The 13,713-nt window shown below is 69.8% G+C and carries 13 protein-coding genes; 3 read left to right on the forward strand and 10 right to left on the reverse strand.

Annotated elements, in window-relative coordinates:
• Positions 1–67 precede the first annotated feature (67 nt).
• The gene (locus J2X36_RS21350) at positions 68–1,162 is read left to right on the forward strand and encodes an NAD-dependent epimerase/dehydratase family protein (RefSeq protein WP_310353531.1); all 1,095 of its coding nucleotides are present in this window, start codon (positions 68–70) and stop codon (positions 1,160–1,162) included.
• Positions 1,163–1,268: 106 nt separating this feature from the next.
• Here J2X36_RS21350 and J2X36_RS21355 read toward each other — a convergent pair whose 3' ends face one another.
• From J2X36_RS21355 to J2X36_RS21395, 9 genes are all read right to left on the reverse strand, one after another.
• Positions 1,269–1,601, reverse strand: a complete 333-nt coding sequence (locus tag J2X36_RS21355; RefSeq protein ID WP_310353534.1) for a cytochrome C oxidase subunit IV family protein — start codon at positions 1,599–1,601, stop codon at positions 1,269–1,271.
• Positions 1,602–1,611: 10 nt separating this feature from the next.
• Positions 1,612–2,334, reverse strand: coding sequence for a heme-copper oxidase subunit III family protein (locus J2X36_RS21360; protein ID WP_132254054.1), 723 nt, complete (start codon positions 2,332–2,334; stop codon positions 1,612–1,614).
• A gap of 16 nt (positions 2,335–2,350) precedes the next feature.
• Complete coding sequence (locus J2X36_RS21365) at positions 2,351–3,052, reverse strand: cytochrome-c oxidase (protein WP_310353539.1); 702 nt, start codon at positions 3,050–3,052, stop codon at positions 2,351–2,353.
• Between the two features lie 7 nt (positions 3,053–3,059).
• Complete coding sequence (gene ctaD / locus J2X36_RS21370) at positions 3,060–4,829, reverse strand: cytochrome c oxidase subunit I (protein ID WP_310353542.1); 1,770 nt, start codon at positions 4,827–4,829, stop codon at positions 3,060–3,062.
• A 13-nt stretch (positions 4,830–4,842) separates the two neighbouring features.
• On the reverse strand, positions 4,843–5,676 hold the full coding sequence (locus J2X36_RS21375) for a cytochrome c oxidase subunit II (protein WP_132254060.1): 834 nt from the start codon (positions 5,674–5,676) through the stop codon (positions 4,843–4,845).
• Positions 5,677–5,696: 20 nt separating this feature from the next.
• Complete coding sequence (locus J2X36_RS21380) at positions 5,697–6,488, reverse strand: DUF2189 domain-containing protein (RefSeq protein ID WP_310353545.1); 792 nt, start codon at positions 6,486–6,488, stop codon at positions 5,697–5,699.
• A 230-nt stretch (positions 6,489–6,718) separates the two neighbouring features.
• Positions 6,719–7,525 carry a glycosyltransferase family A protein gene (locus J2X36_RS21385; RefSeq protein ID WP_310353547.1) on the reverse strand — a complete coding sequence of 269 codons (807 nt, stop codon included), beginning with the start codon at positions 7,523–7,525 and terminating at the stop codon, positions 6,719–6,721.
• A 12-nt stretch (positions 7,526–7,537) separates the two neighbouring features.
• Positions 7,538–8,542 (reverse strand): glycosyltransferase family 2 protein, encoded by a 1,005-nt coding sequence (locus J2X36_RS21390; protein ID WP_310353549.1) that lies wholly within the window; start codon positions 8,540–8,542, stop codon positions 7,538–7,540.
• 129 nt (positions 8,543–8,671) lie between these two features.
• Positions 8,672–9,124, reverse strand: a complete 453-nt coding sequence (locus J2X36_RS21395; protein ID WP_165937851.1) for a YqaA family protein — start codon at positions 9,122–9,124, stop codon at positions 8,672–8,674.
• A 307-nt stretch (positions 9,125–9,431) separates the two neighbouring features.
• On the opposite strand from J2X36_RS21395, the gene J2X36_RS21400 reads away from it, so the two are divergent.
• Both J2X36_RS21400 and J2X36_RS21405 read left to right on the forward strand, forming a co-directional pair.
• Entirely contained in the window at positions 9,432–10,268 is an 837-nt protein-coding gene (locus J2X36_RS21400) for a formate/nitrite transporter family protein (protein ID WP_310353554.1), read from the forward strand.
• Positions 10,269–10,332: 64 nt separating this feature from the next.
• Entirely contained in the window at positions 10,333–12,069 is a 1,737-nt protein-coding gene (locus J2X36_RS21405; protein ID WP_310353556.1) for a bifunctional protein-serine/threonine kinase/phosphatase, read from the forward strand.
• Between the two features lie 321 nt (positions 12,070–12,390).
• On the opposite strand, the gene J2X36_RS21410 is transcribed toward J2X36_RS21405, so the two are convergent.
• Entirely contained in the window at positions 12,391–13,713 is a 1,323-nt protein-coding gene (locus tag J2X36_RS21410) for a nucleotide sugar dehydrogenase (protein ID WP_310353559.1), read from the reverse strand.

The raw sequence follows: 13,713 nt of genomic DNA on the forward strand, positions 1-13,713 counted from the left end.
AATGCGGGTTCGCACGGCCGAGTATGGGTGAACAGTTGAAGATGTGCGACATGCAAGGGGGTGTGCGATGGCCCGGGCCCTGGTGACCGGAGGCTGCGGCTTCATCGGCCGTCATCTGGTTGAGTGCTTGCTCTCGCAGGGCTTCGACGTGCGGATCCTCGACGTCGCGGATCCGGACGGGAGGCCGGAGGGTGCCGCGTTCCGGCGCGGCTCGATCCTCGATGGCGGCGACCTTGAGGCCGCGATGCGCGGCGTGGATCGGGTCTTCCACGTCGCGGGCATCTCGCACCTCTGGGTGAGGCGCCGGGCGGATCTCGCCGAGGTGAATGCCCGCGGAACCGAGAGGGTGCTTCGGGCCGCCGCCGCGGCCCGGGTGCGGCGCGTCGTCCACTGCTCGACCGAGGCCGTGCTGCTGGCCGAGCGCCTGCCGCCGCTCTCGGCCATGGCCGGGCCCTACACCCGATCCAAGCACGCGGCCGAGGCGGCCGCGCTCGCGGCGGCTCGCGACGGGCTCGACGTCGTGATCGCGAGCCCAACCGTGCCCATCGGGGCAGAGGACCGCAACCTCACCCCGCCGGCCGCGATGCTCGCCCGCTTCCTCGCCGGCCGGACCCCCGCCTATCTCGATTGCACCCTCAACCTCGTGGGCGTGCGCGACGTGGCGGCCGGCCTCGCCCTCGCGGGCGACCACGGGCTGCCCGGCGAGCGCTACGTCCTGGGCGGCGAGACCGTCGCCCTGCGCGATCTGCTCGCCGAGGTGGAGCGCGTGTCGGGCCGCAGGATGCCGCGCCTCACCCTTCCCGCGAGCCTCGCCCTTCCGGTCGCCGGACTCGCCGAATGGGTGGCGGACCACGTCACCGGCGCGCCGCCGGCCGCGACGCGCGAGGGCGTCCGCCTCGCCCTGCGCGCCGCGCGCGTCGACGACCGCACCGCCCGCACCGCCCTCGGCTACCGGCCGGCCCCGATCGCCGGCGCCCTGGCGGAGGCCGTGCAGTGGCTCTGTGCGACCGGACGGTCTGTCGCCGCATCGCGGACCGGCGCGCCGGTGCCGCGGGGAGCGACCGAGCGCGGATCGAAGCCCCCTGTCGGATCGACGCTCGGCCGCGGCGCCCGGCTCCGTGCGAGCGCCGCCGCGCCGCCTCGAGAGCCGCTCGGCCGATGATGCGGGGAGCGGTTTCGGCCGAGGCCCCTCCCCGAGGCCCCTCCCCGAGGCCCCTCCCTTTGCGAGCCCACGGGCCGGCCCGGCCGGGGGAAGCACGCCGTTCCGGTCAGCCGAGCCCGGCGAAGGCCAGGCGGTTGAGGAGGGTGTAGCTCGCCTCGAACGTCATGATCGCGACGAAGACGAGCAGCGCCGCGGGCGGAACGAGGATCGCGTAGACGAGCGCGAGGCGCTCCCAGGCCATGTGCATGAAGACCGCGACGATCAGGCCGGCCTTCACGATCATGAACAGCAGGATCAGGAACCACCGCAGGGATCCCTGGAGGTGAAAGTAATCCACGAGGTACGAGCAGCCGCTCAGCACGAACAGCCACCCCCATACGAGGAGATAGAGGCGGATCGGGTGGGCCTGCTCCGGGCCCCCTGCCGTGCCGGCGGACATCGGACGTCTCCTACCAGAGATAGAACAGGGCGAAGATGAAGACCCAGACCAGATCGACGAAGTGCCAGTAGAGGCCGAGGATCTCGACGTTCTCGTAGCGCCCGCGCTGACTCGTGAAGAAGCCGCGCCGGCCCGTCTCGAAGTCCCCGCGCCAGACCTTCCGGGCGACGACGGCGAGCAGGATGACGCCGATCGTCACGTGGGTGCCGTGGAAGCCCGTGATCATGAAGAACGACGAGCCGAACTGGTCGGCCCCCCAGGGATTGCCCCAGGGGCGCACGCCCTCGTGGATCAGCTTCGTCCACTCGAAGGCCTGCATGCCGACGAAGGTCGCCCCGAGCAGGGCCGTGACGATCATCAGCAGCGCCGTCCTGACGCGGTCGCGCCGGTAGCCGAAGGCCACCGCCATCGCCATCGTTCCGCTGCTCGAGATCAGCACGAAGGTCATGATCGCGATCAGGATCAGCGGCATCTTCGTGCCGCCGATCTCGAGGGCGAAGACCTCGCTCGGGTTCGGCCAGGGCACGGTCGTCGACATCCGCACCGTCATGTACGACAGCAGGAAACAGCCGAACACGAAGGTGTCGCTCAGGAGGAAGATCCACATCATGGCCTTCCGCCAGGATGCGCCGCCGAAGGCCTGCCGGTCGGCCGACCATTCGCGCGAGAGCCGGCGCCACTGACTCGGCCGGGTCTCGGCGGGAGCGACGGATCGGAACGCGAAGCCGGTCATGCTCTTCTCGCTGGTCTCACAGGGGGCCGCACAGGGCGAGGATCCAGCCCGACCAGGGCGTCCGGTACAGCACACCGAACAGGACGAGCCAGATCGCCAGGAGGGCGTCGAGATAGACGGCGCAGAGGAACGCCGCCGGGCGCAGGTCGCGCGGGTCGGCCGCCCTGAGCGCGCGCACGGCGATCACCGCGAGGGCGGCGACCCCGCCCGCGACGTGCAGGCCGTGCAGGGCCGTGAGCAGGTAGAAGAAGGCGGCGCCGGCGTCCGAGCCGGGTCCGGCCCCGAGGTCGAGGAGCCGGCGCCAGGCGAGCCACTGCCACGCGAAAAATCCCGCCGTGGCGGTGCCTGCGGCCGCGAGCGCGAGGAGGAGGCCGTCACGCTCGCCCCGGCTCGCCGCGCGCTCGGCGCCGTGCAGGGCGACGCTCGCCAGCGCGAGCAGACCGGTCACCGACCACAGGATGCCCGGATCGGGCAGCGTCTGCCAGGCCTCCCGCGGGACGCGCATGGTGTAGGCGGCGACGAGAAGGGCGAAGAGCAGGCCGATCGCCGCGAGGAGCACCGCGAGGCCGAGCCTCGCCGGCGCGACCGGTGGGGGGCCTGCCGGCACGCCGAGCGTCATCCCGGTCTCGAGCCACGGCTTCGAGGCGAGCCGCTGACGCGACAGCCACCGCGCGGACAGTGCGGCGAGAACGGCGAGATAGAGGAGCACGAGGGTCATCGCGTCCTCATACCGGTGCGGGCCCGGGAGCGCGGCCCGGCTGGTTCTGGGGGATGAAGTCCTCGGCCGCGCCCGGCACGCTGTAATCGTAGGCCCAGCGGTAGACCACGGGCGGGGTCGCGCCCCAGTTTCCGTGCGGGGGCGGCGTCTCGGGGGTCTGCCACTCCAGGGTGGTGGCCCGCCACGGGTTGGGGCCGGCCGGGGCGCCGTGCGTCAGGCTGCGCACGAGGTTGTACAGGAACACGATCTGGGCGGCGCCGACGAGGAGGGCGACGACGCTGATGAAGGCGTTGAGCGTCGCGACCGAGGGTGTGACGAAGCTCAGGCCCTCGATGTCGAAATAGCGGCGCGGCACGCCCATCAACCCGAGATAGTGCATCGGGAAGAAGATCGCGTAGGCGCCGAGGAACGTGGCCCAGAAGTGCAATTGCCCCAGCCGCTCGTCGAGCATCCGGCCGGTGACCTTCGGGTACCAGTGATAGAGGCCCCCGAAGATGACCAGGATCGGCGCGACGCCCATGACCATGTGGAAATGCGCGACGACGAACATCGTGTCGGAGAGGGGCACGTCGACCACCACGTTGCCGAGGAAGAGACCGGTCAGGCCGCCGTTCAGGAAGGTCACGATGAAGGCGATCGCGAACAGCATCGGCAGCGTGAGGTGGATGTCCCCGCGCCAGAGCGTCAAAACCCAGTTGTAGACCTTGATCGCCGTCGGAATGGCGATCACGAGCGTCGTGGTGGCGAAGAAGAACCCGAAATACGGGTTCATGCCGCTGACGTACATGTGGTGCGCCCACACCACGAAGCTCAGGGCTCCGATGGCGACGATCGCCCAGACCATCATCCGGTAGCCGAAGATGTTCTTGCGCGCGTGGGTGCTGATCAGGTCCGAGACGATCCCGAAGGCGGGAAGCGCCACGATGTAGACTTCCGGATGGCCGAAGAACCAGAACAGGTGCTGGAAGAGGATCGGGCTGCCGCCGTTGTAGCGGAGGCGCTGCCCGGCCTCGACGATCGCCGGCATGAAGAAGCTCGTGCCGAGGAGGCGGTCGAGGAGCATCATCACGGCGCCCACGAACAGGGCCGGAAAGGCGAGGAGCGCCAGGATCGTGGCGGTGAAGATGCCCCAGATCGTGAGCGGCATCCGCATCAGGGTCATGCCGGGCGCCCGCGCCTGGAGCACGGTCACGACGTAGTTCACGCCGCCCATCGTGAAGCCGATGATGAACAGGATCAGGGAGAGGAGCATCAGGACGATGCCCCATTCCTGGCCCGGCGTGCCGGAGAGGATCGCCTGCGGCGGGTAGAGGGTCCAGCCGGCGCCGGTCGGGCCGCCCGGCGCGAAGAAGCTCGCCACGAGGACGAGCACGGCCAGCAGATAGATCCAGTAGCTCAGCATGTTGACGTAGGGGAACACCATGTCCCGGGCGCCGAGCATGAGCGGGATGAGGTAATTGCCGAACCCGCCGAGGAAGAGGGCCGTCAGCAGGTAGATCACCATGATCATCCCGTGCATGGTGATGAGCTGGTAGTATTCCTTCGGTCCGATGAACGAGATCGCGCCCGGAAAGCCGAGCTGAAGCCGCACCAGCCATGACAGGACCAGCGCAACGAGGCCGATCGCGAGGGCGGTCGACGCGTATTGGATGGCGATGATCTTGGCGTCCTGGCTGAAGACGTACTTCGTCAGCCAGCTGTGAGGATGGTAGAGTTCGACGTCCTCGCTCTCCGCCCCCGGCAGGGGCCCGGCGGTTCCCAGCTGAGCGTCGGCCATCGGCTGCGCCTCCTCATCGGTCCGACGGGGCGGTTTGCTGGGCGGCGACGCGCCGCTGCCCCCTGCCCGCCGGAAGCTGGGCGAATGTCCGCTGGCGCTGGAGCCACGACGCGTAGTCGGGCTCGGCGTCGACGACGACGCGGCCGCGCATCGCGTAGTGGCTGACGCCGCAAACCTCGTTGCAGAGGGCGTCGAAGGTGCCGACCCGGGTCGGCGTCAGCCAGAAATACGTGACCGTGCCCGGGATGATGTCCATCTTCGCCCGGAATTCCGGCACGTAGAAGTTATGGATGACGTCGACGGAGCGCAGCAGGACCTTCACGGGCCTGCCGAGGGGCAGATGAAGGTCGCCGTCGATGACGACATCGTCGCGCCCGGCCGCGTCCTCCGGGTCGAGGCCGAGGGGGTTCTCCTCGCCGACATGGCGAATGTTCGCGGCGCCGAGGCGCCCGTCCGCGCCCGGCAGGCGGAACGCCCACCGCCATTGCTGCGCGACGACCTCGACCTCGGAGGCGCCCGGCGGCACGCTCACGAACCGGTTCCAGACGACGAGGCCCGGCGCGAGGAGGGCCGCCACGCCGAGCCCCGTCACGACGGTGAGCCAGACCTCGAGGCGGCGGCTCTCGGGCTCGTAGGCCGCCCGCGCGCCCGGCCTGTGACGGAAGCGGACGAGGCAGTAGGCGATGAACAGGACGATCGCCGTGAAGGCGATGCCCGTAATCCAGAAGGTGATGATCAGCGTCGCGTCGATGTAGCCCCAATCCGAGGCGATCGGGGTCCACCACCATGGGCTGAGGAGATGGAAGGCGATCGATCCGACGGCGATCAGTACGAGGACGGGCGCCATGTCCGATGCCTTCCCTCCCCTCAGGGGGCGATGGTCCGCCGGTAGAGGTGCCACGTCGCGTGCCCGAGAATGGGCAGCACCACGGCGAGGCCGACGAAGAGCGGAAGCATTCCCGCGACGAGGAGCCCCGCCACGATGAAGCCCCACATCAGGAAGGTGCGTGGGCTGGTCCGCACGGCGTCCAGGGAGGTCTCGATCGCCGCGAGGGCGTCGACGTTGCGATCGACGAGCATGGGAAGGGAGATCACGCTGATCGCGAGAGCGAGCAGCGAGAACGCGAAGCCCACGAGATTGCCGACGACGATCAGCGCCCACCCGCGCGCCGTCGTGAGCACATCCGCCACGAAACCGAGGATCGTCTCGGGCCTGTCGGTGCCGTACAGGGTCCAGTAGAGCCCCATCGCGGCGACGAGCCAAGCCAAGAAGATCGCCGTGAGCAGGAGGCCCACCGCGAGGATGGGCCCGGAGGCGTGGGTGCGCAGCGGCGCGTAGGCGCGCGCCCAGTTCGGATCGAGGCCCTCCGCCCGCCTCCGGCTGAGTTCATAGAGGCCGATCGCCGCGAAGGGGCCGACCAGCGCGAAGCCGGACGCGAGGGGGAACAGGAGCGGGATCAGATCCTGCTCGAACGTCACGGTGGCGATGATCAGGCCCGCGACCGGATAGATCGCGATCACGAAGAGCACGTGCGTCGGCATCGCGAGGAAGTCCTCGACGCCTTTGGCCAGGGCGAACCGGAGATCCTGTGCCGAGACCGTCCGCACCTCCGGACGTGTTCCGACGTGGTGGGCGAAGATCGCACGCAGCGTCGTCATCGCACCGTCCTTCCTCGGGAAGTCGTCTCGCTGCGGCCGGGCCGCCCCTCCGGACGGGCCTCGTGCCCTCGCGAGAATTCAGCGCGGCAGGAAGACAATATAACGTACTGTGCCCTCGCACTTCCAGAACGTTTGATAATTCACTTTGCAAATCCAAGCATTCGTGCCGAGCGGAAAGGTCCGGCGAGCGGCTCGGCAGATTGGCCGGAGGCCCGGCCCAGACCCCGGGGCTAGGCTTCCCCGCTGCCTCGACGGAGAAGGCCGCCGACCTGATCCGGCGTCAGGCCGAAGCGGGACAGGAAGGCTTCGTCGAACGGGAAGCCCGTCCGTCCGACGCGGGCGCTCATGTCGCGCCGCCAGGCGCTGTACGGACCGTGGGTCTCCGAGTGATTGGCGGAGGTATTGACCACATAGGCGCCGGTCGCCCTCAGGCGGACGACCTTCGCTCCGCGCTCATGGGCGGTTTCCGGCCAGCGGTAATGCTCGTGAAGCGCGGCGTGCGGGTCGCGCCGCAGCGGATCCGCAGAGTCCGGGATGAGCCGAGCCACGATGCTGGAGCCGCAGAGACGGTGGAACGCGCCGTCGAAGATCTCCGGATCGGGAAGCGGGGTGGCGCGCAGGGACCGGATGTCGGCGGCGAAACCCTCGGCGATGTATCCGCCGAGCGCGTCGGGCGGGATCGTGGCCCGGGCGATCTCGACCAAGTGCCTGTCGATCCAATCGTCGGCATCGAGGAACATCAGCAGGCCGCCGCCCTGGGCGAGGACGTGCCGGGCGATCGCGTGCTTCTTCCTCCCGCTGTCGAGGTTGTCCGCCCGAACGTCGGCGGCGGCCCAGTCGGCGGCAAGGATGGTCGTCCGGTCGGCGAGGCACGGAAGGGGCGGCTCGTCATGGGCGGCGATGACGATGCGGAAGGAGCGGTCCGTCTGCGCGGCGGCGGAGGCCAGGGTCAGGCCGAGAAGCGCCGTCACGAGGGGCCAGTCGGCTGCGGCCTCGCGGGCGATCAGCGGGATGCCGAAGGTGAAGGGCTCGGCCACGGTCGGGGCTCCTCAGGTGCCGGCGGGGGCCTGCGACCCGGGCCGGATCGCGGAAGGGGTCGATGCGGCGACATGCGCCCCATAGAGACGGCAGCAGCGCGCATGGCAGGCCCGTACGCCGTCATCCGCCAGGAATGCGTCGTAGAGGGTACGGGCGGCCGGCAGCCTGCCCGCGATCGTCGCATCCTCCTCCTCGTTGCGGTCGAAGACCGGCCAGTTCGCATCCCGATCCCAGTCGATGTTCAGGCCTCCGCCCCGGCGATGCTTGACGACGTAATCGTCCCAGGAGCGCGTGTTGTAGTGGTTGACCTGAGCCAGCCTCCAGGAGACCGCGCCCGGTTCCGATTGCAGGAATTCGTTCCGCGATTCGTCGTGGAAGTAGGCGGGCAGCACGTCGCCGGCCCCGTTCACGTAGCGGAGCGTGCCGAGGGCCTCGGGACGTGGGAAGCGGGGCTGATGCGGCAGCAGCTTGCACCCGTACGCCCCGGCCCTGGTGAAGAGCGTCTTGTAGGGCCGGTTCACCCCGTGCCCGCGCGGGGCCGCCCGGGTGAAGCGCTCCGTCACGAAGTCCGGCGACCACGCATGGTGGCCGGAACTGCCGAAGACGCGCCAGTTGACGAGGACGGCCGTGCACCCCGGAACGGCCTCGATGAGGTCCGTGACGCGCCCCTCCCCGACGTGGACGTTGAGGAACTCGTCGGCGTCGAGGACCATGATCCAGGCTGCCTCGGCGAGGACGGGCAGCGCCTCCGCCCGTGCGTAGGCCGCGAGTTGCGGCTTGTCGTCCGGGCCGACGGCGTGCGCCAGATGGGTGACGAGGCCGAGCGCCTGGAGCCGGTCGAGCAGGGCGGGCGATCCGTCGACGCAGTCGTTCGTGCAGACGACGATGTCCGTGAAGCCGATGGCGCGGTGATAGGCCAGCCATTCGAGGATGTAGGGTCCCTCGTTGCGCATGGTGGCCACGAGGAGGATGCGGCAGGGTCTCTGCGCCTCGAACGGCGGGACGAGCGAGGTCATCAAGCTGCGGTCAACCGTCGATGCGCTGCGGCACCCGGACAAGCGGAGGGTCCGGGTGAAGGTTCCGATGCCGTGCCGCTCCTCGCCGCCGCCGCCGAACCGCTCCTCGCCGCCCTCGCGTCCCGCGGGTCAGGTGCCGATGAGCCAGGTCAGGCCGAGGGCGACCGCTCCGTGACCGAACAGCTTGCCGAGCAGGACCAAGGGCAGGAAGAGGCGGAGATCGGCTCTCAGGAGCCCGGCGACGGTCGTGACGGCATCACCGAAGGTCGGAAGCCAGCACAGGGCCAATGCCCAGACCCCGTACCGCTCGAACCAGGCCGCGGCCTTGTCCAGGGTGGCCGGGGACAGGGGAAACCAGCGGCGCCCCGCGAGGCCGGCGAGATTGCGGCCGATCAGGTAGTTGACGGTCGCGCCCGTGACGTTCCCGGCAACGGCGGTCGCCACGAGGGCGACGGGACTTCCGGCCTGGGCAGCCATGAGGCCGGCCATGGCCATCTCGGAAGAGCCGGGCAGGAAGGGCAGGAACGTGCCGGCGATTAGCGCGGTGACGAACAGCCCGACGAAGGCCGGCAGAGCATCCATCGGATTCCACCCGTCGACGCGCGAGCCCGATCGATCCGGCGTCGCGACGCGTCCAGTAAACCCGGCCCGTCGGGGCGAGGCCAGAGCGGCCGGACCCGCGCGTCCGAGGACGGGCTCAGAGGGCGCTGAGGAGTCCGCGGCCGCAAAGGGTCCGGATCTTGCCTTGCGGGCTGCCGACAGGCGTCGTGCAGGCTTCCCGCCCAGCACGCCTGCTGCAAGCCGCGCAACGGAGCGCGGCCGGATGCCGGGATCCTGCCCGGCGACGCCGGCACGCTTTGCAGAAGCTCTCAACCGACAAGGACACGACATGGCCTATCTCGCGCCTGCAGAATTCGCCACCAAGATGGTGGATGCCGGTGAATCCAAGATCCTGATGTCGACCCGCGACACCGTGATCCGCGCCTACATGGCCGGCGCCATCCTGGCCCTCGCCGCGGTCTTCGCCGTCACCATCACGCAGCAGACCGGCATCCCGATCCTCGGCGCCGCCCTGTTCCCGGTCGGCTTCTGCATGCTCTACCTGCTCGGCTTCGACCTGCTCACGGGCGTGTTCGTGCTGGCGCCGCTCGCCCTGCTCGACGGCCGGCCGGGCGTGACCTGGAGCGGCGTGCTGCGCAACTGGGGGCTCGTCTTCCTCGGCAACTTCCTCGGCGCCCTGACCGTGGCCCTGATGATGGGCTTCGTCTTCACCTTCGGCTTCACCTCGCCCCCCGATCAGGTCGGCACCTACATCGCGGGCATCGGCGAGCGTCGCACGGTCGGCTACGCAGCGCACGGGATGGGCGGCTGGTTCACGATCTTCATCCGCGGCATGCTGTGCAACTGGATGGTCTCCACCGGCGTCGTCGGCGCCATGATCTCCACCACCGTCAGCGGCAAGGTGATCGCCATGTGGATGCCGATCATGGTGTTCTTCTACATGACCTTCGAGCACTCGGTGGTGAACATGTTCCTGTTCCCCTTCGGACTGCTGATGGGCGGCCATTTCTCGATCGCCGACTACTTCTTCTGGAACGAGATTCCGACCGTGCTGGGCAACCTCGTCGGCGGCCTCGCCTTCACCGGCCTGACGCTCTACACCACGCACGTCCGCACCGCTCCGAAGCGGACCGCGATCCGCACCGAGCGCCGCCTCGCGGCCTGATCCCGGGCTTGACCGGAAGGACCTCGGGCCGCATGGCCCGGGGCTCGCCCCGCCGAGGCTCGCGATGCCCTCAGACCTGACGCTCTCCCTCGGGCAGCACAGCGAGCGCGGCCGCAAGGCGACCAACCAGGATTTCCACGGCGCCCTGATCCCCGAGCGCCCCACCCTGGCGCTCAAGGGCGCCGCGGTCGCGATCGCGGACGGGATCGGCAGCAGCGCCGTCAGCCACGTCGCCAGCGAGACGGCGGTCAAGAGCTTCCTCACCGACTACTACGACACGCCCGACACCTGGCCGGTGAAGCTGTCGGCGCGCCGCGTCATCGCCGCCGCCAATTCCTGGCTCCACGCCGAGACGCGGCGCAACCGCGACCTGCACGATCCCGAGGGGAGCCGGGACCGGGGCTACGTCACCACCCTCAGTGCGCTCGTGCTGAAATCGCGGACCGCCCACGTCTTCCACGTGGGTGACGCCCGCATCGCGCGCGTGATCGGCCGGTCGCTCGAAATTCTCACGGAGGATCACCGCGTCGTCCTCTCACCGGGCGAATCCTATCTCGGCCGGGCGCTCGGCGCGTCGTCCCACGTGGAGATCGACCACCACACGGTCGGGATCGAGCGGGGCGACGTCTTCGTCCTGACGACGGATGGCGTGCACGAGCATCTGCGGCCCGAGGCCGTCGTCGCAGCCATCGCCCGCCACGGCGACGATCTTGACCGGGCCGCCCGGACGATTGCCAATCTTGCCTACGAGAACGGCAGTGGCGACAATCTCACCGTCCAGATCGTGCGCGTCGATTCCGTTCCGGACGGGGAGCCGATCGAGCTCTCGGGCAGGGGCGATGAGCTGCCGCCGGCCCCGCTCCTCGATCCGCCGACCCTCTTCGACGGTTACCGGGTACTGCGCACGCTGCATGCGAGCCACCGCAGCCACGTCTATCTCGCGGCCGATCCGGAGACGGGCGCGACGGTCGCCCTCAAGGTACCCTCGACCGAGCTGCGCAGCGATCCCGCGGGCCTGCGCCGCTTGGTGATGGAGGAGTGGATCGCGCGGCGCGTCGACAGCCCGCACGTGCTGAGCGCGCCTCCGCAGACCCGCCGACGGAGCCACCTCTACACGGTGATGGAGTATGTCGAGGGCCAGACCCTCGCGCAGTGGATGCGCGATCATCCGGAACCGGATCTGGAGGAGGTGCGGCGGATCGTCGAGCAGGTTGCCCGCGGCCTGCGCGCCCTGCACCGGCGGGAGATGGTCCATCGGGACCTGCGCCCGCAGAACATCCTCATCGACGGGGCCGGGACCGTGCGGATCATCGATTTCGGCTCGACCCGGGTCGCCGGCCTCGCCGAGGAGGGTGCGGTGGACGAGCCGCTGCTCGGAACGGTCCAGTACACCGCGCCGGAATGCCTCGCCGGCCATCCCGCGACGCAGAGCGCCGACCTCTTCTCGGTGGGCGTCATCGCCTACCAGATGCTCACCGGGCGCCTACCCTACGGCGCCGAGGCTTCGCGCGCGTTCAGCGAGGCCCGGGCTCGGCGCCTGCATTACGTCTCCGTCGCCGCCGCGCGCCCGGGCCTGCCGCCCTACGTCGACGCGGCTCTGCGCAAGGCGGTGCATCCGAACCCGTCCCACCGCTACGAGGCCCTCTCCGCCTTCGTGTACGACCTGCGCCACCCGAATCCGTCGCTGCCGGGCGTGCGGCGGGCACCCCTCCTGGAGCGACATCCCGTCCTCTTCTGGAAGCTGCTCTCCGTCCTGCTCGGGCTCGTCGTGCTCTATTTGCTGGCGAGCCGATCACCGTGAACTCGCGGCGCGCTTGAAGCCGACAGCCCGTTCACCGAGGGTCGTGTCCGCATCGCAGCGTTCGAGACCGTGAGGGCTCCGGCGGCATCGTGCACCTCGGGTTCCGTGAGCGCACCCGGGCCGGGTCTTCCTGAGGGCGGACGCAGGCCGGAACGGACCGGGCCGGTCGGTGCGGCAATCCAAGAGGGGTGCGCCCGTGGATCCGCTCGACCTTCGTTGCGGGCGCCCCCGCCCCTCCCCTCGTGCGGGCACCGGGCCATCCAGTCAGGGCATCGGATCGGACCGTCATGAGCCGGCCCTTCGAGGGCCGGGAAACGCCGATCAGCACTTGAAGACGGTTTCGGAAGCGAGGCCGGCTCTCGCGCAGGCATTCCTCGTGTCGACGACAAGTCGTGCGTGCCGGACGATGGTTTCGTATGCGACACCGTCGTGATCCGTCACGATGAGGACGGCCGTCGCGCTGGCGAGGATCTGCGGGCTGATGTCGGTCGAGCGTCTCCCGGCGAGGTGGGGAAACGCCCGGGTCGGTGGGATCACCGGCACGAAAGGATCGTGAAAGGTCACGTCGGCGCCGCGCGCCTCGATCAGGTCCATCAGCTTGAGGGCCGGGCTCTCGCGCACGTCGTCGACGTTGCGCTTGTAGGCCATGCCGACCAGCAAGATGCGCGCGCCGCGCAGGGGCCGGCCGAGCTGCCGTTCGAGAGCGAGCGCCAGGCGCTCGACGACGTAGTGGGGCATGCGCCGGTTGATCTCGCCCGCGAGTTCGATGAACCGCGTGACGACGTCGTGCTCCCGCGCCTTCCAAGTCAGGTAGAACGGGTCGATGGGGATGCAATGGCCGCCGAGGCCAGGCCCCGGCTGGAACGGCATGAAGCCGAAGGGTTTCGTGGCCGCGGCCTCGATCACCTCCCAGACGTCGATGCCGAGTGCGTCGTAGACGACCTTCAGCTCGTTCACGAGGGCGATGTTGACGGCGCGGAAGATGTTCTCGGTGAGCTTCACGGCCTCCGCTGCGGCGGTAGACGAGACGGGGACCGTCCGCGCGACGATGCCGTCGTAGAGCAGGCAGGCGAGATCGCGCGCGATGTTCCCGTCGCCGCCGACGACCTTGGGCATGTCGGCGAGGGCGTAACGGCTGTTGCCGGGGTCCTCGCGCTCGGGCGAGAAGGCGAGGTGGAAGTCGCGCCCGCTCCGGAGCCCGGTGGCTTCCAGGATCGGCTTGAGAACCTCCGTGGTGGTGCCGGGCCACGTGGTCGATTCGAGCACGATCAGCTGACCGGGCCGGAGCGTCGCCGCGATGTCCCGCGCGGTGGCCTCGACGTAGGAGAGATCGGGCTCGCGCTGACGCGTCAGGGGCGTCGGCACGCAGATCAGGATCGCGTCGGGGCGCGACAACCCGGTCATGTCCGCCGTCGCCCGGAGGCGCCCGGTCGCGAGAGCCGCACGCAACCCGTCCGTGTCCAGATGGGCCATGACCGGCTCGCCCGCGTTGATCCGGGCGACGCGATCCGGATTGATGTCGAACCCCGTGACCCGGAAGCCCGCCCGCACGGCGGCGAGGGCCAGGGGCAGGCCGACATAGCCGAGGCCGATCACGCCGATCTCGGCGTCGCGCTCTGCCAGGCGGCGGGCGAGGTTGGACAT

Source organism: Methylobacterium sp. BE186 (genome assembly GCF_031457035.1).
Lineage (GTDB): Bacteria > Pseudomonadota > Alphaproteobacteria > Rhizobiales > Beijerinckiaceae > Methylobacterium > Methylobacterium segetis.